The sequence below is a fragment of the Amycolatopsis sp. cg9 genome, from assembly GCF_041346945.1.
Lineage (GTDB): Bacteria > Actinomycetota > Actinomycetes > Mycobacteriales > Pseudonocardiaceae > Amycolatopsis.
Window position 1 is genome coordinate 6,741,034 of sequence record NZ_CP166850.1, and the last position, 19,490, is coordinate 6,760,523.

General features: G+C 72.3%; 16 protein-coding genes. 11 read left to right on the top strand and 5 right to left on the bottom strand.

Annotation, left to right across the window (positions count from 1 at the left end):
- Nucleotides 1–154: 154 nt before the first annotated feature.
- Nucleotides 155–1,618 (top strand): helix-turn-helix domain-containing protein, encoded by a 1,464-nt coding sequence (locus AB5J73_RS31310; protein ID WP_370962269.1) that lies wholly within the window; start codon nt 155–157, stop codon nt 1,616–1,618.
- Here the strand turns inward: AB5J73_RS31310 and AB5J73_RS31315 are convergent.
- A complete protein-coding gene (locus AB5J73_RS31315) occupies nt 1,593–2,804 on the bottom strand; it encodes an MFS transporter (protein ID WP_370962270.1) in 1,212 nt (403 codons plus the stop codon). The genes AB5J73_RS31310 and AB5J73_RS31315 overlap by 26 nt on opposite strands.
- 81 nt (nt 2,805–2,885) lie before the next feature.
- Between AB5J73_RS31315 and AB5J73_RS31320 the strand changes: the two genes are divergently transcribed.
- Nucleotides 2,886–4,292: a PLP-dependent aminotransferase family protein gene (locus AB5J73_RS31320; protein WP_370962271.1), complete on the top strand. Its 1,407-nt coding sequence runs from the start codon at nt 2,886–2,888 to the stop codon at nt 4,290–4,292.
- Here AB5J73_RS31320 and AB5J73_RS31325 read toward each other — a convergent pair.
- From AB5J73_RS31325 to AB5J73_RS31335, 3 genes are all read right to left on the bottom strand, one after another.
- The gene (locus tag AB5J73_RS31325; protein ID WP_370962272.1) at nt 4,279–7,482 is read right to left on the bottom strand and encodes an NACHT domain-containing NTPase; all 3,204 of its coding nucleotides are present in this window, start codon (nt 7,480–7,482) and stop codon (nt 4,279–4,281) included. The genes AB5J73_RS31320 and AB5J73_RS31325 overlap by 14 nt on opposite strands.
- A gap of 62 nt (nt 7,483–7,544) precedes the next feature.
- Complete coding sequence (locus AB5J73_RS31330) at nt 7,545–8,951, bottom strand: MFS transporter (RefSeq protein WP_370962273.1); 1,407 nt, start codon at nt 8,949–8,951, stop codon at nt 7,545–7,547.
- A gap of 81 nt (nt 8,952–9,032) precedes the next feature.
- Nucleotides 9,033–9,509, bottom strand: coding sequence for an SRPBCC family protein (locus AB5J73_RS31335; RefSeq protein ID WP_370962274.1), 477 nt, complete (start codon nt 9,507–9,509; stop codon nt 9,033–9,035).
- A 168-nt stretch (nt 9,510–9,677) separates the two neighbouring features.
- Here AB5J73_RS31335 and AB5J73_RS31340 point away from each other — a divergent pair, with 168 nt between their 5' ends.
- On the top strand, nt 9,678–10,193 hold the full coding sequence (locus AB5J73_RS31340; protein ID WP_370962275.1) for a bifunctional nuclease family protein: 516 nt from the start codon (nt 9,678–9,680) through the stop codon (nt 10,191–10,193).
- A gap of 48 nt (nt 10,194–10,241) precedes the next feature.
- Nucleotides 10,242–11,195, top strand: coding sequence for a sigma-70 family RNA polymerase sigma factor (locus tag AB5J73_RS31345; protein ID WP_370962276.1), 954 nt, complete (start codon nt 10,242–10,244; stop codon nt 11,193–11,195).
- On the opposite strand, the gene AB5J73_RS31350 is transcribed toward AB5J73_RS31345, so the two are convergent.
- Nucleotides 11,159–11,638: a DUF2087 domain-containing protein gene (locus tag AB5J73_RS31350; protein WP_370962277.1), complete on the bottom strand. Its 480-nt coding sequence runs from the start codon at nt 11,636–11,638 to the stop codon at nt 11,159–11,161. The two genes, AB5J73_RS31345 and AB5J73_RS31350, sit on opposite strands and share 37 nt — an antisense overlap.
- Nucleotides 11,639–11,719: 81 nt before the next feature.
- Here AB5J73_RS31350 and AB5J73_RS31355 point away from each other — a divergent pair, with 81 nt between their 5' ends.
- The 7 genes from AB5J73_RS31355 to AB5J73_RS31385 are packed head-to-tail and all read left to right on the top strand — an operon-like array spanning nt 11,720 to nt 19,486.
- A complete protein-coding gene (locus AB5J73_RS31355) occupies nt 11,720–12,163 on the top strand; it encodes a MarR family winged helix-turn-helix transcriptional regulator (RefSeq protein ID WP_370962278.1) in 444 nt (147 codons plus the stop codon).
- On the top strand, nt 12,160–13,551 hold the full coding sequence (locus AB5J73_RS31360; protein ID WP_370962279.1) for an MFS transporter: 1,392 nt from the start codon (nt 12,160–12,162) through the stop codon (nt 13,549–13,551). Before AB5J73_RS31355 ends, AB5J73_RS31360 begins: the two co-directional genes overlap by 4 nt.
- A complete protein-coding gene (locus tag AB5J73_RS31365; protein ID WP_370962280.1) occupies nt 13,538–14,125 on the top strand; it encodes a cysteine hydrolase in 588 nt (195 codons plus the stop codon). Before AB5J73_RS31360 ends, AB5J73_RS31365 begins: the two co-directional genes overlap by 14 nt.
- A 10-nt stretch (nt 14,126–14,135) precedes the next feature.
- Complete coding sequence (locus AB5J73_RS31370) at nt 14,136–15,776, top strand: fatty acyl-AMP ligase (RefSeq protein WP_370962281.1); 1,641 nt, start codon at nt 14,136–14,138, stop codon at nt 15,774–15,776.
- On the top strand, nt 15,769–16,032 hold the full coding sequence (locus AB5J73_RS31375) for an acyl carrier protein (protein ID WP_247024143.1): 264 nt from the start codon (nt 15,769–15,771) through the stop codon (nt 16,030–16,032). Before AB5J73_RS31370 ends, AB5J73_RS31375 begins: the two co-directional genes overlap by 8 nt.
- Nucleotides 16,029–16,346 carry a hypothetical protein gene (locus AB5J73_RS31380; RefSeq protein WP_370962282.1) on the top strand — a complete coding sequence of 106 codons (318 nt, stop codon included), beginning with the start codon at nt 16,029–16,031 and terminating at the stop codon, nt 16,344–16,346. Before AB5J73_RS31375 ends, AB5J73_RS31380 begins: the two co-directional genes overlap by 4 nt.
- A complete protein-coding gene (locus AB5J73_RS31385) occupies nt 16,346–19,486 on the top strand; it encodes a WXG100 family type VII secretion target (protein WP_370962283.1) in 3,141 nt (1,046 codons plus the stop codon). The genes AB5J73_RS31380 and AB5J73_RS31385 overlap by 1 nt, the downstream gene beginning before the upstream one ends.
- Nucleotides 19,487–19,490: the final 4 nt, after the last annotated feature.

Sequence of the window (19,490 nt, forward strand, 5' to 3'; positions counted from 1 at the left end):
CCACAGTTGGCGCGATGGAGGGGACGGTAGGGACGTCGGCGCAGGTCAGGGACCCGTCTCGTGTCTCAGTTTGAGACAGCGGCCGCCGGTGCGCCGCGCGCGGAGGACGTAGCCTGGGGGCGTCCGACGCAGAGCCGCGTCCCGGGAGGCCGAGGTGGAGAACCCGCAGGTGCACGTCACGCGCTCCTTCGACGCGAAGGCCGCGATCGCGCCCCGGCTGCGGGCGTCCTGGCAGCGCAGCGAGCGCTACGGCGTCCCGGAAGACGAGGTCGTGCCGGTGTTCTCCGGCGCGGTCGACACCGGCTCGCTGCTCTACGAATGCGGCACCGAGGTGCTGCGCGGGCTGCAGGCGACGCTGGCCAACGAGCCGATCAGCCTGATGATCACCGACAGCGAGGGCCTGGTGCTGAGCCGGCTGTGCACGGACGCCACGATCCACCGCTCGCTCGACAAGGTGCACCTGGCGCCCGGGTTCTACTTCGCGGAGAGCAACGCGGGCACCAACGGGCTGGGCCTGGCGCTGGCCGACCGGGCGCCGTCGCTGGTGCGGGCGGCCGAGCACTACTGCACCGACCTGCGCGGCTACACCTGCGCGGCGGTGCCGGTGCTGGACCCGCTGACCGGCGGGCTGGCCGGCAGCGTCAACCTGACCACCTGGTCGGCGCAGTCCTCGGAGCTGCTGCTCGCGCTGGCCCAGGCCGCGGCCGGCAACACCGCCGCGCTGATGCTGGCCCGCGCGTCCGGCCGCACCGCCCGCCCGACCCCGCGCGGCGAGGTCTTCCGCGTCTACGCCGACCGGGTCGACCCCGGCGACCTGCCGCGGCTCTCACCCGCGTGGACCACCGCGGTCGCCGACGCGCGGACCGCGCTGGGCGGCGGCCGGGTCGTCGCGGTCGTCGGCGAGCCGGGCGCGGGCAAGACGGCGCTGGCGTCGCTGGCGCGGCGGGAGCTGCGGCCCCGCGAGCGCGTCCTCAACGCCCGCCCGCCGGCCCCCGACGACGTCGACACCTGGCTGACGCTGTGGACGCCCGAGCTGGCCAAGGCCGAGACCTGCGTGATCGTCTCGGGCGTGGACGCGCTGCCCGCGTGGGCGGCGGAGGAACTGGCCCGGATCTTCGCCGAGGCCCGCCACGACGACCTGCCCCCGTTCGTCCTCACCGCCGAGGACCCCGCGGCGGTGCCCGCCGCGCTGAGCCCGCTGGTCGACCGGGTCGTCGAGGTCCCGGCGCTGCGGTTCCGCCCGGACGACGTCCTCCCGCTGGCCCGCCACTTCGCGCGGCGCGACCGCGGCCGCGACGTCACGTTCACCCCGGCGGCGGCTCGCGCGCTGACGGCGTACGACTGGCCCGAGAACGTGAAGCAGCTTCGCCGCGTGGTGCGCGAAGCCGCTTCACGGTCTCAAGTGGTCGACACCCCGCAGCTGCCCGCCGAGGTGTTCACCGGGGTCGGGCACCGGCTGAGCCGGCTGCAGGCGCTGGAACGCGACGAGATCGTCCGCTGCCTGGCCGAGCCGGGCGCGACGGTCGTGCAGGCCGCGGCGAAGCTCGGCATGGGCCGGGCGACGCTCTACCGGAAGCTGGCGCAGTACGGGCTCAACGCGCGGCGGCTGAAATCCTGACCGGCGGGCGCGCGGCCTCGGCCCAGCGGACCGCCGGGCCCATCGCCCAGCCCGCCGCCAGGAAGACCCCACCCAGCAGCAGCCAGCCCGGCAGGCCCCAGCCGATCACCACGGTGGACAGCAGCACCGGCCCGATCGCGCGGGCCACCGACACCCCGGTGCCGAAGAAACCCTGGTACTGACCCTGCCGGTCGGCCGGCGCGAGCGCGAAGCCGATCTCCCACGAGCCCGCCGACTGCAGCATCTCGCCGAGCACCTGCACCAGCGCGCCCACGACCAGCACCGCGAACGCGACCGCCGGCGACGTCCCGGCCGCCGACAGCGCGAAGGCCACGCAGGACGCGAGCAGCAGCACCCCGGACCGGCGGACCATCCTGGCCGCCGCGCCGATGCTCGCCAGCCGTCCGGCCACCCGGACCTGCAGCAGCACGACCAGGACGGTGTTGAGCACGAACAGCGCGGACACCGTCCAGCCGGGCGCGGCGGTCCGTTCGACGATCCACAGCGGGATCGCGACGCTCAGCAACGGCATGCGCAGCAACAGGATCGCGTTGAGCAGCGTCACCAGTGCGTACGGGCGGTCGCGCAGCACGGCCAGCTTCGGCTCGCCGGTGCGCGGCGCCGAGCGCGGCACGGCGGGGAGCGCGAGCAGGAGTGCGGCGGTGACCGCGAAACTGCCGGCGTCGAGCACGAAGACCGTCAGGTACGCCGTCGCCGTGTCGGCCGACAGCGCGAGCCCGCCCAGGCCGGCGCCGACGGCGAGCCCAGCGTTGCCCGCGGACTGCAGCGTCGCCCGGACGCGCGTCCGGCGTGCCGGGTCGGCGAGCGCGGCCAGCAGCGCCTGCCGGGCGGCGGCCAGGCCGGTCTGGCAGCTGCCGTAGAGGCAGGCGGCGAGCACGAACAGCACCGGCGAGCGGACCAGCAGGAAGGCCAGGATCGACGCGCCCGTGGCGAGGGCCAGGAGCACGGCCGAGCCCCGCGCGCCGTGCCGGTCGGCGAGGTGGCCGAGCGGTACCCCGGCGACCGAGCCCACCGCCCAGCCGAGGGTGAGGCCGAGCCCGACCTGCGCCGGGGTCAGCCCGGCGATCCGGGTGAAGAACAGCACCGAGCACGTCAAGAACGCGCCGTCGCCGAGCGAGCCCACCAGCTGGGTGGCGGCGAGCAGGCGATCCGGGGTCTTCGTCATGGGGACGACGGTAGAGCGGAACTTGGCCCGATCCCAGATCCAATTCTGGTTCGGGCCATTGGGCCAATGTAAGGTCGCCCGATGGACTTCCACGTCAGCCTGGCCGGGCGTGGCGACCTGAGCGTCCGGATCTACCGCCAGCTGCGCGACGCCGTCCTCGACGGCAGGCTGCGGGCGGGGGAGCGGCTGCCGCCGACCCGCGAGCTGGCCCGGCGCCTGGCGGTGTCCCGCAACACCGTCGCGGTGGCCTACGACCGCCTCACGGCCGACGGTTTCCTGACCGGCCGGGTCGGCGCGGGCACGTACGTCTCGGCTTCGCTGCCCGCGCCCCGGCGCCGCTCGGTGCCCTCGGCGGCGGGACCGCGCCCGAAGCCGGTGTGGCGCTCGCTGCCGCCACCGGTCGCCGCCGCCACCCGCGAGCCTTCCTTCGACTTCCGCGTCGGCATCCCCGACGCCGGGCTGTTCCCCCTCGAAACCTGGCGGCGCTTCCTCGCCCGCGAACTCCGGGACGGCGTTGCCCACTACGCGGGCCCTGAAGGCCACCCGGCCCTGCGCGCGGCGATCGCCCGGCACGCCGGCGTTTCCCGTTCGGTGCGCGCGGAAGCGGAGGACGTCCTCGTCACCCAGGGCGCGCAGCAGGCACTGGACCTCCTGTGCCGGGTGCTGCTGTCCCCGGGCGACCGGGTCGCCGTCGAGGATCCCGGTTACCGCCTGGCGAAACTGCTTTTCGCCTCGCACGGAGCCGAAGTCGTGGGCGTGCCGGTGGACGGCGAAGGCCTCGACGTCGCGGCGCTGCCCCCGCGCACGAAGCTGGTGTACGTGACGCCTTCCCACCAGTTCCCGCTCGGCACGCCGATGTCCCTGCCCCGCCGCGCGGCGCTGCTGGCGTGGGCTTCGCGCGCGGACGCGCTCGTGGTGGAGGACGACTACGACAGCGAGTTCCGCTTCTCGGACCGGCCGCTGGAGCCGCTGCAGAGCCTGGACCGCGACGGGCGGGTGGCGTACGTGGGGTCGTTCTCGAAGACGCTGCTCCCGATGCTGCGCCTGGGTTTCCTGGTCGCGCCGGCGTCGCTGCGGGAGGCGTTGTGCCATGCCCGGCAGCTGTCCGATTGGCACGGAGATCTGCCCGCGCAGGCGGCACTGGCGCGGTTCATCGATGACGGTCTGTTCGCGCGGCACCTCCGCCGGGCGACGAAGGCGTACGCGGAACGGCACGGGCGGCTGGTGTCCACTTTGGACCGGGTGTTCGCCGGTCGGCTGCGGGTGGTTCCTTCGGCGGCGGGGTTGCACTTGTGTGCGCTGGCGGACGCCGACCTGGAGCCGATCGCCACCCGGGCGGCGGCCGCGGGGGTCGCGGTGCAGACGCTTTCCGACCTTTGCGGCGGGTTTCCGTTGCCCGGTCTGGTGCTGGGCTACGGCTCGATCCCGGTGGAGAGGATCGACGCCGGTCTCGCGGCACTCGACCGGGCCTGGGCTAACGACCACTGAGGAGGGTGGTGAAACCGACTCCGAAGTCGCTCCCTCCTGACAAGGCAGCTGTGCAAGTGTCAGTCGCCCGCTGAGGTGCCTTCGAGCTCAGCTTGTCCCGGCACTTGGTGGCCAGTTCGGCGGAAGTGTCATGGATGTAGTCGAACGAGAGCGTGGGGAGCCGCTCGATTCGCAGGCGGAGCTCGGTCACTTGCGCGTACGTGATGAGAAGGCGCGGCGAGCCGCAGGCGCTGATCCGCTTGAGCAGCGCGTCGGTCAAGTCCGCCCGGCGCAGGTCGTAGGTGTCGAACGACAAGTCGTTCCTGTTCTTCAGCTGGGCGCATTCCTCGTCCGATACACCGTCCTCGAGCTCTCCTGGTGCAAGGTCACCGGGCTCTTTGTATCGAGTGAGCCGGTTCTTCGCGAGGTTTTCCGAGTACTGCGCGGCGAGTGACGGAAGGTCGAGATCACGACTGCCGATCACGACGGAGTCGACGGAGGAGTCCGGCGCCACCTTTGACTGGCTGGCGTCGATGTTCACGATCGCGGATGCGGCTCTCTCGTGTTTCGGGTGGTAACTTCCGCGGCTCGACACGTAGGTCGACGCCAACGAGTTCATCGAGGAATCCCCGGAGCGCTCGCCGTCGGCATAGACGAAATCGACGATCAGCGGATCTTCGGCAAGACTCTGCGCGGCGGCGACGCCCTGGAGAACCGCTCGCATTTCCGTCGTGGGCAGCTCGGTGAACTTCCCGGCTACGGCGACGATCGAGTACGTGGAATTGTCCTTCGGTTCGTGTACCGATTCGATCTTCGTCAGGAGGTCGGAGTCGGTGCCGCTCCTGGTCAAGTGTCGTAGGTCGTCGTCGTCCAAGAATGCGAAACAGGCGGACTCGTGGTTGCCGAACGTGCGGGCCATCCGTGCATCGGCGCCCTGCCATCCGGTTGTCGCGCAAGTCGAAGGCTCGTTCAGCGCGATCAACGAAATCGAGGTAATCAGCAGGATCGCCGTCACCGAGGCACCTGCGAGGCGCCACACCTTGGGATGGACGAGGGGCCTCTTCTGCGCCTCCGAAACCAGGCGCTCCTGCAAAGTCACGTGCCAGAACTGGTAAGACGCGCCGGCGACCCGCAGAATGCCGTGTTCGCGGGCGTCGTTCAAGTGGTGCATGACGCGCCAAGGGGAGCGGCGACCGAGGAAGAGAGCGAACCGGGTGGCCGTGAACCAAGTCCACGTATGGCTGCTCAGCAGCGCGGCCGCGCAGAGGACGAAGACCTCGAACATGCCGACGAGGGTGAGACGGAGGTCCGTCGGTGCGAATTCGGACCAGATGCCGTAGTAAGCGATGCGCGGGAGGTGTATCTCGGCGACGGTGGGAAAACTGAAGGCGACGGCGATCCGTTCTCCGAAGTGTCCGCCGATCGAGGCCGCGATCGTTGCCAACGGGATGGCGAGTGCCCCGGCTACCAGACCGGCCGAAAGCGACGAAGTGAGCGCGGTCTTGCGTGATTGGTGAAGGACTCGGGTCGGTCCACCCTTTTTCGGTCCCGTGCTCCCGTGTTTCGCCAGCTGGTGAGCTCCGACGGTCAGGCCGGCGACGATGGACAACGCCAGGAGCGCGGTTGCTTGCGTGGAGACACGGATGACGTCGGTGGCGTCGATGGTCGTTTGAGCGCTGGTCGTGACGATGAGGTACCCCAGTCCGAGCAGCGACACCCAGAGCATCCCGGTCGCGGCGCCCGACCAGAAGCTGCGGCGCCGGGTCGGCCCGCCCGTGTGCAGGCGGAACGCAGACACGGTCAAACCCAGCAAGAAGACGTCGACGACGGGTGCGGCGACGAAGAGCTCCAGCGGACTGAGCAGTTGCACCCCACTGGCCAGGTGGGCCAGCGACACGACGCCGGCGAGAGCCAGGGTGGCTGTGGGGAGCGTGAGGTACATGGTCCCGATGGTCGAAGTCGCGCGATCGGCGAGTTCCCACCAGTTCAGGTCGCGCTTACCATTTTTGTGCAGGTATTCGGCGAGGCGGGTCAGCCATTTCTTCTCCTTCCTCATCGCGGTCGCGTCGGCCGGCGGGTAGGCACTGTCGACCAGCTGGTCCAGGAGGTAGTTCTCGACGGCGTGGCCGGTCTTGAGCTGCTTGTCAAGAAGCGCTTGCGGATCACGCCGCTCGAAAGTCGCGGTGAACAGGGACAGCATGAGTGGTGTGGTCAGCGCGGTTCCGATGGGTCCCTGCGGGTGCTGCTCGATGTGGTCGACCACGGCCTTCCAATGGGAGTTGTCCTTGAGGTTTCGGACCACATCGACAGTCTTCACCGGAAGAAGCTCGACGACAGGAGTGCGCAGGAGCACGGGGGCCCCGCCGGTGATCTCCTCGCGGTACTCGTTCGAACGGCAGGTGAGGACGAGCGGGAGATCACCTTGCAGGGCTTCGTTGATCTTGTTGATCGCGGGGCGCCGAAAGTGCTCGGGAAGTTCGTCCAACCCGTCCAGGATCGGCAACACCAGTTGCTGCGAAAGCAGGGTGCGAGGAGTCGCCGGATCGTCGCCGTAGTGCAGGGAAGCCAGAGTCTCGACGAGCCAATCTTCGAGGGTGTCGACCACCGGGTCCCACGACGACAACGACAGGAACATCGGGACCGGGGATCCGGGTGCGCGCGACCGGAGCAGACCAATGGTCAGGATGATCCCCAGGAACGTCTTTCCCGAACCGGGCTTGCCGATGACGACCAGCCGCCGGCTTGGAACGCTGTTGAACGCCTCGGCGAGTCTGAGCGCCGCCTGGTCGGGATTCGTCCCGGTCCGGCCGTCCAGCTTGAGCTCGACCTTGCCGAACCGTGCGTCCTCCCCGAAAACGGTCGCTGGGTCGGCGGCGAGAGCGGGATCGGATTTTCGCCAGGTCAGCGGGACTGTGCGCGCGTTGCCGAAGTGCTGCCGCCGATGCCGGACTTCCGCGGTCCACTGGTCCAGCAACCGAGCGGCGATCGTGTCTGCCGCTTGATCGCCGGGCGGAACCGGTTGACGCCGGAGCGCGAACGTGATGATCGAGGCAGCGGTGGTGCCGACCCCGATGAGGGAGACCGCGATATTGCCGTAGGAGACGTTCTCCTCAAGCGAGCTCGTCACGAGGGAGATCACCGACAGCAGCCCGACAACGGCGATGACGCACCCCGTGGCGATGAAGACGGCTTTCCGGTGACGCCTCGACATCAAAGGCTTTCCTCACGGTCGGTGGACTGCACAAGCAGTACTCGACCGGCGGAAGACGCCCGTTACAACTTCGTCGGGGATTTTTCGAAGCTGAGATCCTCCACGTAGTGGTCCGTGCGCCGCCGCGCCGCGATCAGCAACCCGCCCAGGCAAGTCGCCGCCGCCGTCGCGACCACCACCAGCCATCCGCGGCGGAAGTCCGCCAGATCCGGGGTTCCCGCGAACACCGCCACCAGTACCGCCGTTCCCAGCACCGTGCCGATCTGCCGCATCGTCGTCACCGTCGACGAGCCCGCGCCCCAGCGCGCGGGCGGCAGGACCGTGCCCACCACTCCGGACAGGCTCGGCAGGATCAACCCCACCCCGACCCCCGTCAGCAACTGCCCCGGCAGCATCGACGCCGCGTAGTCCGGGGTCGCGCCCATCCGCAGCACCCAGATCAGCGCCCCCGCGCCGAACGAAACCGCGCCGAGGGCGACGATCGGGCCCGGGCCGAAGCGGTGGACGAACCGGCCGCCGAGGATGGACACCGGGACCACCACCAGCGGGCCCGGGGCCAGTGAAAGTCCCGCGACCAGGATCGAGTCGTGCCAGATCGAGGTCAGGAACAGCACGTTGCCGAACAGCATCGCCGCGAAGCCGGCCGCGAACACGCCCGTCGTCGCGCACGCCAGCCACAGCGTCGGGACGCGCAGCGCCGGCAGGTCCAGCACCGGGACCGCGTGGCGCGCCGAGCGCAGCGGGACCCACGCCAGCGCGAGCGCCGCCACCGCGAACGCCGCCAGGACGCCGGGCGAGCCCCAGCCGTCGTCCGGGGCCGAGACCAGCGCGTAGGCGAGGGCGCCCACGCCGATCAGCAGGCCGGCCGCGCCGAGCAGGTCCGGGACGCCGGTCGAGGTGTCCCGGGACTCGCGCAGCACCCGCGGGCCGGCCAGCAGCGTCGCCGCGCAGATCGGCAGGTTCACCAGGAACACCCAGCGCCAGGACGCCTCGACGAGCAGGCCGCCGACCGGCGGGCCGAGCGCCGCGGCCGCCGCGCCCACCGACGCCCAGACCCCCACCGCCAGTGGCCGCCGGTGCGGCGGGAACGCCGTCAGCAGCAGCGCCAGTGACGTCGGCATCACGAGCGCCGCGCCGGCCGCCTGCACCGCGCGGAAGAGGACCAGGACCGGGATCGACGGCGCCAGCGCGCAGGCGGCCGAGGCCAGCGTGAACACCGCGACGCCGGCGAGGAACAGCCGCTTCCGGCCGTAGCGGTCGGCGAGCCGCCCGGCCGGGGCGAGGCAGGCGGCGAACAGCACCGTGTAGCCGTTGAGCACCCACGACAGCGTCGCCAGGTCGTCGCCGGGGAACGCGGCCCGGATGCCGGGGAAGGCGATGGTGACGATGAACGTGTCGAGGCTGGCCAGGAACGCCGCCGTCGAGACGACCAGCAGCACGAGGCCGGGCTTCGGCGCGGTGTCGGTCATGTCCCTCCTAGGTCCGAAAAAGCAACCTAGCCGGAGAACGTGAGTTTCAACAAGAGACTGACCTGTTCGGAGCGATCCAGCTCACGCCGCGGCGGCCTGCGCTTCGGCCCGGGCCTTGAGCGCCGCGAGGGTGTACTCGATCGACTCGACGTTGTACCCGGGCCGGTCGGCGCGGCCGGTGACCCGCGGGCCCATGAACTTCCGCACGATCCAGCTGCCGATCCGGTACCAGTTCTCGGTGACCACGCAGCCGTCCGGGGCCGGCGCCAGCACGTACTCCCAGCGCGAAACCCGCGAGCCGAACGGCGTCCGCACGTCGAAGGCGAACCGGCGCTCCGGCTCGAACGCGACCACCCGCACCCGCGTCCACCACTGCAGGGCGCCGTTCTCGTTGCGGCCGCGGAACCGCGCGCCGAGGGCCGGGCCGGTGCCGTCGAGCCAGCGGCCGCCGACGTTCTCCGGGCTCAGCTCGCCCATCCGCGGCAGGTCGGTGACCCACGACCACACCGCGCCCGCGCCGGCGGGGACGGTCACGCTGCGCGAAATCGTCGGTTCCACCCCACGACGGTGACAGCGCCGCCGGGGCCGGGGCAAGGCGTTCCGGCGTTGTCCGCAGCCGAGAAGAGCCGGGGTGAAAAACTCCCGGCCCGAACCGGGTTGCCGCCCCGCCATTCTGGGTACCTCGCGCGCGGAGGAGTGCGGAGGAGTCTTGACACGGAGGGTGCGGTGGTCAGCGTGATCCCGATCGAGGTCGTGGGGATGGCCGTTCCGGTGCCGGGGGAGGCGCCCCTGATGTTGCTCCGGGAACCCGACGGCGCCCGCCGCTGGCTCGCCATCATGATCGGCTACGGCGAGGCCGAAGCCCTCGTGCGGGCCCGGGAGCAGATCGCGCAGCCGCGCCCGGGCACGATCGAACTGCTCGGCGACGTACTCGCGGCGTTCGGCCAGGGCGTCGCCGCGGTCGAGCTGACCGAGGTGCGCGACGGGATCTTCTACGCCGACCTCGTGCTCGCCTCCGGCACCCGCGTGTCGGCCCGCCCGAGCGACGCGGTCGCGCTCGGCCTGCGCCAGGGCGCGCCGATCCGGGTCGCCGAAGAGGTGCTCGACGTCGCGTCCGTGCAGCTGGAGGTCGAGCAGGAGACCGAAGGACCGGCCGCCGACGTGCTGGACACCGAGGCCGAGGTCGCCCGGTTCCGCGCCGAACTCGACGCCCTGCGGCCCGAGGACTTCGACGACCTGTGAGCGCTCCGCTCCCTCCCGCCGGTACATTCCCCGGCGGGAGGGACGCCGATGCCGGACTTCGCCGCGGCCGCCGAGCCGCACCGCCGTGAGCTGCTGGCGCACTGCTACCGCATGCTCGGCTCGGTGCACGAGGCCGAGGACCTGGTCCAGGAAACCCTGGTCCGCGCCTGGAAAGCGTGGCCGGGCTACGACCCGGCGCGGGCTTCGGTGCGCACCTGGCTCCACCGCATCGCGACCAACGCCTGCCTCACCGCGCTGGAAGGGCGCGCCCGCCGCCCGCTGCCGTCCGGGCTCGGGCACCCGAGCGACGACCCGGCCGCACCGCTGACGCCGTCGTTCGAAATCCCGTGGCTGCAGCCGTTCCCGGACGCGCGCCCGGACGATCCCGGCCGGGGCACGCTCCGGCTGGCGTTGCTGGCGGCGATGCAGACGCTGCCGCCGAAGCAGCGCGCGGTGCTGATCCTGCGCGACGTCCTCGAGTTCAGCGCCGCGGAGGTCGCCGGGTTCCTCGACACCACCCCCGCGGCGGTCAACAGCGCGCTGCAACGGGCTCGCGCGGGCCTCGGCGGGGTGTCCGTGGAGGAGGTCGCCGAGCCGGCCGACGCCGCGGTGGCGGCGATCCTGGACCGGTACGTGCGGGCGTTCGAACGCGCCGACGTCGCCGGGCTGGTCGAGCTGCTGGCCGACGACGTCGTCATGGAGATGCCGCCGGTGCCGCTGTGGTTCCGCGGCCGCGACGACTACGGCCGGTTCCTCGGACGGCTCTTCGCGATGCGCGGCCCGGACTGGCGGATGACGCGCGCGGCGGCCAACGGCCAGCCCGCGCTGGTCGCGTACTGCCGCGACGACGCCGGGGTCTTCCGGCTGCACACCCTGCAGGTGTTCACCGTGACGAAGGCGGGCGTGGCGCACAACGTCGTGTTCGCCGATCCCGCCGTGCTGGCGGCGTTCGACCTCCCCGCGACTCAGCCGGCGGCGCGGGCCTCCGACGGGCGGCCGTAGGCGCCGCCGTCGTTGCTGCGCTGCAGCAGGCCTTCGTCGATCAGGTAGCGGCGCAGGGTCGCGTGGTCGTCGTGGACCATCACGAGCTTCTCGCGGACGTCCTGCTCGGTGTAGAGGCGGCCGGGCTCGAACCGCTCGGCGAGGGTGGCGAGGAGCAGCTGCCGCCGCTTGCCCGAATGCGGGATCGTGACGAGCCTGCCGTGGCGGAACAGCCCGTCGAGCGGGTCGGCGGGTCCCTTCGCGAGTGCTTCGCGGAAGACGCCGGGCACCGGCCGGTAGCGGTCGCCGTCCGCCACGACGAGACCCGCGCCGGTCAGCCGTCTGACCGGCTTGGCCGGGACCTCGCCCGCCGGAAGCCCCTCGGGCGCGGCGCAGATGCGGGCGAACAGCAGCAGGCGTTCGGGGTCCGAGAGAGCGGCGACGAGCGCTTCCGGTGCGGCCATGGCCCGGAAGGTACCGGAAATGCCGGCTCTCGTCGTCGGCGAAAACTCGACAGGGTTACCTGATCAGTTTACCCTGTCGATATGGCTCCGAAAACGGTTCCCGCCCCGGCGGTCGCGGCCGCGCAGGCGTTGCGCGTGCTCGTCGGCAGGCTGCGGCGGAAGATGATGGACGCGACCGCGGTCGGCGATCTGACCTCGGCGCAGGCCTCGGCGCTCGCCCGGCTCGCGAAACTGGAGCCGACGACGGCGAGCGTGCTGGCCGGGGCCGAGCGGGTGCGCCCGCAGTCGATGGCCGCGACCGTGGCCGCTTTGGAGAAGCTCGGCCTCGTCCGCCGCGAGGCCGATCCGGACGACGGCCGCCGCCAGCTGATCCACTTCACGCCCGAAGGCCGCGCGTACGGCAGGGGAGCCCGTGCCTCGCGGGAGGAGTGGCTGGCCCGGAGCCTCGCGGAGCGGCTCACCGACGACGAACTGGCCGTGGTCACCGAGGCGCTGGCCCTGCTCGGCCGCATCGTCGAACCGTGACGACGCGCGACCGGGCGCGGGCCGGGTTCGACCGGAAGCTGCTGGCCCCGCTCATTTCGGGCGCGGTGCTGAACCCGGTCAACTCCACGATCATCGCGGTCGCGCTGGTGCCGATCGGCGTGGCGTTCGGCCAGCCGGCGTCGGCGACCGCGTGGCTGATCTCCGCGCTGTACCTGGCCACCGCGGTCGGGCAGCCGGTCGTCGGGCGGCTGATCGACCGCTACGGCCCGCGGCGGCTGTTCCTCCCGGCGACGGCGCTGGTCGGGGTGGCGGGCGTGCTCGGCACGTGCGCGCCGAACCTCGGGGTGCTGATCGCCGCCCGGGTCGTCCTCGGCTTCGGCACCTGCGCGGGCTACCCGGCGGCGATGCGGCTCATCCGCGACGAAAGCGAGCGCACCGGCCGTGACAGCCCCGCCTTCGTGCTCACCGTGCTGGCGATCTCGACCCAGACGATCTCGGTGATCGGCCCGGCCTTGGGCGGCCTGCTGATCGGCGTCGGCGGCTGGCGCGCGACCTTCGCCGTCAACGTCCCGATCGCACTGGCCGCCTTCGTCCTCGGCGCCCGCCGGTTCCCGAAGGTGCCGAAACGCGCGCCGAAGGGCGGGTTCGACCTCGACTTCCCCGGGATGGCGCTGTTCGCCGGCACGCTCGTCGCGCTGCTGCTGTTCCTGATGCACCCGGCCGCGGGGGAGTGGTACCTGCCGGTGCTCGCCGCCGCCGGGGCCGCGGGCTTCGCCGTGCGCGAACTGACCTGCGCGCACCCGTTCATCGACCTGCGGCTGCTCGGCCGCAACGGCCCGCTGCTGCGCACGTACGGCCGCGCGCTGCTCGCCTACGTCGTGGCCTACAGCTTCCTCTACGGCTACACGCAATGGCTCGAGCACACCCGCGGCCTGTCGGCGGCCGAGGCCGGGCTCGCGACGCTGCCGCTGTTCGCGACCGGGATCGTCGTGTCGCTCGTCAGCGGCCGCCGGGAAGCCGTGCGCGGCAAGCTGGTCGTCGCCGCGTTCGGGCAGCTCGCGGGCTGCGCGCTGCTGCTGACCCTCGACGCCTCGGCCGCGGTCTGGCTGCTCGTCGTGCTCGCGCTCGTGGCCGGGGTGCCACAGGGCCTGAACAGCCTGGCGCTGCAGAACTCCGTGTACCGCCAGGCGAATCCCGCCGACATCGCCGCGTCGGCCGGGTTGCTGCGCACGTTCGGCTACCTCGGCGCGATCGTCTCGTCCGCGCTGCAGGGCGCGTTCTTCGGCCCCGCCGCCGAAACCGCCGGCCTGCACGGCTTCGCGCTGCTGCTCGTCGGCATCGGGGTCGTCTTCCTGCTGCTGACCGTGTTCGACCGTTCCCTTTCCCCGCGCACCACCCGACCCGAGGACGAAGATGACCACGCTTGACCCGGACCGCACCGCCCTGCTCGTGATGGACTACCAGAACGGGATCGTCGCGCAGCTCTCCGACACCGGCCCGCTGCTCGACCGCGTCACCGCCGCCGTCGACGACGTCCGCGCGCACGGCGGGCACGTCGGCTGGGTGCGCGTCGCGTTCGAAGACACCGAGTTCGACGCCGTCCCGGAAACGAGCGTGTTCGCGGCGATCGCGACCGCGGACCACCGGGCCGCCATGCGCGCCGACGCACCCGGCACGCAGCTCGACGCCCGGCTCGCGCCCCGGGACGAGGACGTCCGGGTGCGCAAGATCCGCGTCGGCGCCTTCACCACCACCGACCTCGGAGCGCAGCTGCGTGCGCGCGGGATCACGACGCTCGTCCTCGCCGGGATCAGCACCAGCGGCGTCGTGCTGAGCACGGTCCGCGAAGCGATGGACCGCGACTACCGCGTCGTCGTCCTGCGCGACGCCTGCGCCGACCGCGAAGCGGCGACGCACGACTTCCTCACCGGGACGCTGTTCCCGCGCACGTGCGCGGTCGTCGACGTGGCCGGGCTCGGGGACCTCTGGGCCGACCGGTAGGTTCCGCAGCGTGCCCCGTCCGACCGCGCCGGTGACCGTGCCCGAGGACGTGCTGCGCGTCTCGATCGTGGAGCGGCTCTTCGCCCGCGCGGACGACCCGCGGCCGCTGTACACCCACCAGGACCACACCCACGCCGCCGAGCACACGCTGACCTGGGCCGAGTTCGCCGCCCGGGTCCGCGTGGTCGCGGGCGGGCTGCGGCGGGCCGCCGAGCCGGGGGAGCGGGTCGCGGTCCTCGCGGGCCAGGAGCTCGCCTACCCGCTCGCGTTCTTCGGCGCGCTGGCCGCCGGCCTCGTCGCGGTCCCGCTGATGGTGCCGTCGAACGCCGCGCAGGCCGAGCGGCTCGCCGGGGTGCTGGCCGATTCCGGCGCGCGCGTGTGGCTGACGTCGGCGGCCGCGGCGGCGCGGCTGCCCGCGCACGACCACGTCGTCGTGGTCGACGAGCTGACCGGGCCGGGCGCCGATCCGGTGTTCGCGGACCCGGAGACCCCCGCGTACCTGCAGTACACGTCGGGGTCGACGCGGGAGCCGGCGGGCGCGGTGATCCCGCACCGGGCGATCGTCGCCGCCTGCTGGCAGGGGAGCCGGGCCTACGCCGTCGACGAAGGCACGACCTGCGCCGGCTGGATCCCGTTCTTCCACGACATGGGCCTGATCCAGCTGCTGTGCCTGCCCGTTTTCGCTGGCGGCCGCGCGGTGTTCATGTCCCCGGCGGAGTTCGTTCACCGGCCGCGGCGGTGGCTGCGGCAGCTGGCCGACCACCCCGCCGTGTTCACCGCCGCGCCGAACTTCGCCTACGACCTCGCGGCGGACGCGGGCGCCGAGGACGGCCTCGACCTCTCGGACGTGCGGGTCGCGCTCAACGGCGCCGAACCCGTCCGCCCGGCCACGGTGGAGCGCTTTCTCGAGGTCTTCGGCCCGCACGGGTTCCGGCGCGAGGCGTACCGGCCGTCCTACGGGCTCGCCGAAGCCACCGTGTACGTCGCGAGCGCCGGGCCGGAAGGGCCGCGTGGCGCCGTCTTCGACCGCGAGGCCCTCGCCCAGGGACAGGCGGTCGAAACCGTCGACGGGCAGGAACTCGTGTCCGTCGGGCGGCCGGTCGGGCAGCGGGTCCGGATCGTCCACGACGGACACGAGCAGCCCGACGGCGCCGTCGGCGAGATCTGGATCCACGGCCCGAACGTGGCGACCGGCTACTGGGGCCGCGGCGACGCGGCCGCGTTCGGCGCCACCCTCGACGGGCTCGGCGGCTGGCTGCGCACCGGCGACCTCGGCGTCGTGCACCGCGGCGACCTCTACGTCACCGGGCGGCTCAAGGACCTCATCGTCATCGACGGGCGCAACTTCCACCCGCAGGACATCGAGGCCGCGGCCGGGGAGGCCCACCCGGCCGTCCGCCGCGACCGCGTCGCCGCGTTCGGCGTGACCGACGACGGCGGCGAGGGGGCGGTGGTGGTCGCGGAGTGGGCGCGCGGCGCCGAAGCGGACGTCAAGGAAGTGACCCGGGCCGTGCTGCGCGCGGTGTCCGCCGAGCACGGTCTCACCCTCCGCAGGGTGCATCTGGTCCCTTCCGGTGGACTTCCGCGCACCTCCAGCGGCAAGGTCGCCCGGTCGGCCGCGAAGGCACGTTATGGTGGCGACCGTGGGTGATCACCGCGCCGAGGTCACGAAGGTCGTCAGCGAGACCTTCCGGCTCGACCCGGCCCTCGTCGAGCCCGACGCCCCCCTGGAGGAGCTGGGGATCGACTCGAAAGGCCGGATCAAGCTGCTGGCGGCGCTGGAGGTCTACTACGGCGTGACGATCGACCTGGACCAGCTCGATCGGTTCACCGACGTGGGTTCGGTGGCCGCCGTGCTCGCGGAAGCCCTGGGAACTGGCGGAACTGAGGGAGAGGCGCTGAAATGAGCGGCGGGGGGTACACCGCGACGACCGAGGCGTTGTCGACGGCCTCGAAGACGATCGGTGACCTGGCGGAAAACCTGCTCGACGACAACCCGGACCTGCAGAATTCGCAGGTGACCGCGGAGAAGTTCGGCCGGGCGCACGGCACCCACGCGACGAAGTACACCGCGGGCGCGCAAGCGCTGTGGGCCGCGGTCTCCGGCTACAGCAGCACGCTGGGGTCGTTCGGCACCAACCTCGGCACCGCCGGGTCGAGCTACAGCGCCAACGAAGACAACCAGTCCGGCGCGATCACGAACGCCGGGGGCAGTCTCTGATGGCCGACGAGAAGAAGAAGTGGTCCGACGTCAAGGCGCTGCTGGACGACCCGAGCGTCCCGGCGGGTCAGAAGAGCGCGCTGATCAGCAGCTGGCTGCGGGAAAACCCGCCACCGCCGCCGTTCCTGGCCGACCAGGAACCGGACGAAATCAAGCAGAAGCGGCAGGAAGCCGAGAAGTACGCGAACGCGTACAACGCCAACCCGCTGTTCGCCGGGCAGTCGGTCGACGAGGCCTTCGACAAGGCCAAGCAGAGCGGCGACCAGAACTCCTACAACGAGGACCAGGAAAAGAAGGCCGTCGACGACGGCAAGTCGAAGCTCGACGGCACCCAGCCGCCCGCGTCCGGTGACGACGGGAGCACCAGCGGGACGAAGACGTCCGACGAGATCTTCGACGCCGCCGCGCCCGCGCTGAAGCTGTTCGAGACGTTCGGCTCGCTGCTGGCGAAGATCCCGGCCGACTGCCGCGGCAACACCCGCGCGCTGGACCTCGACAAGGACATCCGCGCGCCATTCGACGAACAGCGCGGGATCAGCTTCGCGGACTTCGTCGCCGACGCCGCGCACTTCAAGCGCGGTTCGGAGACGGTGGACCGGACGGTGCAGGACACCGGCTCGCAGCTGGGCACGCTGTACCAGACCTGGAGCGGCGCGGGCGCCGACGCGGCGTCCGACACCTACAACGACAAGATCCAGCCCAAGGCCGCCAAGCTGTCCCAGACGCTCGGCAACGCGAGCGAGGCGACCAAGAACACCGCCACGACGGTGTTCCAGCTGTGCAAGGGCAAGGCCGACGCCGTCATCGGGATGTACACCGACCTGGTCGGCAAGGCCGACTACACGATGGCGCAGAAGGTCGTCGCGGTGGCCAGCGGCGAGCACGGCAACGAGCAGGACCTGGCCCAGATCGCGGGCTGGATGGACCTCAACTTCGGCACCAACCTGGTCAAGACCCTCAACGACCAGGGCTGCTGCGACGGCGACGAGATCAAGAAGCACGGCCAGGACCTGGCCAAGCAGTGGATCCAGAACCAGTTCAACCCCGACATGTGGGACCGGCTGTACAAGGGCTTCGAGAAGACCTGCAAGGACACGAAGGACCTCGTCGACCAGGCCTACGACGCCCTCGACAAGGTCATGGGCGGGATCAAGAACGAGTTCGAGGGCGTTTCGATGCCCGGCGGCTCGGGCAGCGGCGCACCCGGGGGTTCCGGCACGGCCGGCGGCTCCGGCGGTGGCCCGGGTGGCTCGGGCAGCGGGTCCGGGTCCGGCTCGGGTGGTTCGGGCGGCGGGTCCGGGTCCGGCTCGGGTGGTTCGGGTGACGGGTCCGGGTCCGGCTCGGGCGGTTCGGGCAGCGGCTCCGGTTCGGGGTCCGGTGGTTCGGGCAGCGGCGGGGGCGGTGGCCCGGTGCCGTCGATCCCCGACACGGGTTCGGGATCCGGCACGCCGGGCGCGGGGGCCGGCGGGGGCTCCGGCACCGACCTGCCCAGCGGCGCGGACGGCAGTGGTTCGGGCAGCGGTTCGGGCGGTGGCTCGGGGAGCGGTTCCGGGGCGGGTGGCGGCGGTCCGATCCCGTCCATCCCCGACGGCTCCGCCGGTGGCGGCGGGTCCGTCGGCGGCGGGTCCGGCTCATCCGGCGGCTCCGGGTCCGGCGGCGGTGACGACGGGGCGGCCCAGGCGGAGGCGGCCAAGCAGCAGGCCGCGCAGGCCGCGGAGGAAGCCAAGCAGAAGGCGTCGGACGCGCTGAAGGAGTTCAGCGGCCCCGGCATCCAGACCGACTCCGGCGAGGGCGCGGGCGGCCTCGGTGGCGGCTCGGGCTCGGGTTCCGGGCCGGGCGGCGGCTCGGGCTCCGGCTCGGGTTCGGGGTCGGACGACACCTCACCTTCGTCGACGCCGTCCCCGTCCGCGAGCGGCCAGGACGCCGCGGCCGCGGCCGCCGAAGCGGCCAAGAAGAAGGCCGCGGACGCGCTCAGCGAGTTCAGCGGTCCCGGCATCCAGACCGACGACGGCGCCGGCGGCCTCGGCGGTGGTTCCGGTTCGGGCGGTGGCGGCGACTCGGGCTCAGGCTCGGGTGACGACGGCAAGGCCGCGGCCGAGCAGGCGGCGGAAGACGCCAAGAACAAGGCGGCCGATGCCCTCAAGGGCCTCGACGGCGACCCGATCAAGACCGAGCCGGGCGACACCGGGCTCGACACCGACGGCGACGGCAAGCCCGACAGCCTCCTCGGCGACGGCAAGGACGTCGACAAGGACGGCGACGGCAAGCCCGACGCCAAGGGCGACGACGACCCCGACGTCCTCAAGGTCAAGCAGGGCGACAAGACCTTCGAGATGACCGAGCCGGACCACGACGGCAAGATGGACATCAAGGTCGGCGACGGACCCGGCGACCCGAAGGACTTCAAGCTCGACTGGTCGGGTGACGGCAAGTCCGGCGACGGTCCACAAGGGACGGATGACGACTGCTACCGCCCCGGCCCGGACGGCAAGATCCACATCCGGGACGGCGACCTGAAGATCACCGCCGAGCGGCCCGACGGCGCGGACGGCCCCACGGTCGTCACCGTCGACGACGGCACCGGGAAGCCGACGACCTACACCCTCGGCGAGGACGGCAAGCCCTCGGACGCGCTCGGGGACACGCCGTCGAAGAAGCTCGACGACGACCTGCCCACCCACCGCGGCACCCTCGAGGACCTCAAGCCGCACGACGGCGGGGACACCGGCGGCGGTGCGCACGGCGGCGGGGGCAGCCCGTCCCCGGCCGGGATCGGCGGCGGCTCGCACGGCGGCGCCGGCGTCACCGGCGCGGGCTTCGACCCGGGTGGCGCGGGCCTCGGCGACTCGCCGGTGTCCGGCGGCGCGCACACCGGCGCCGGGGCCGCGCAGCCGCAGCCCGCGGGGGCGTTCGCACCCGCGGCCGCCGGGGCGACCGGGGCCGCCGGTTCGTCGATGGCCGGCATGCCGGGCATGGGCGCCATGGGCGGCCACGGCGCCGGCGGGGGAGACACCGAACGCAAGTCGCCCGCCTACCGGATCGAAGGCGCCGTCTTCGACAACCTCGGTGAGCCCGGCCGCCGGATCATCGGCTCGCTGCACGACGACGAAGACCCGCCGTCCGCCCGCCGGACCTGGTAAGGAG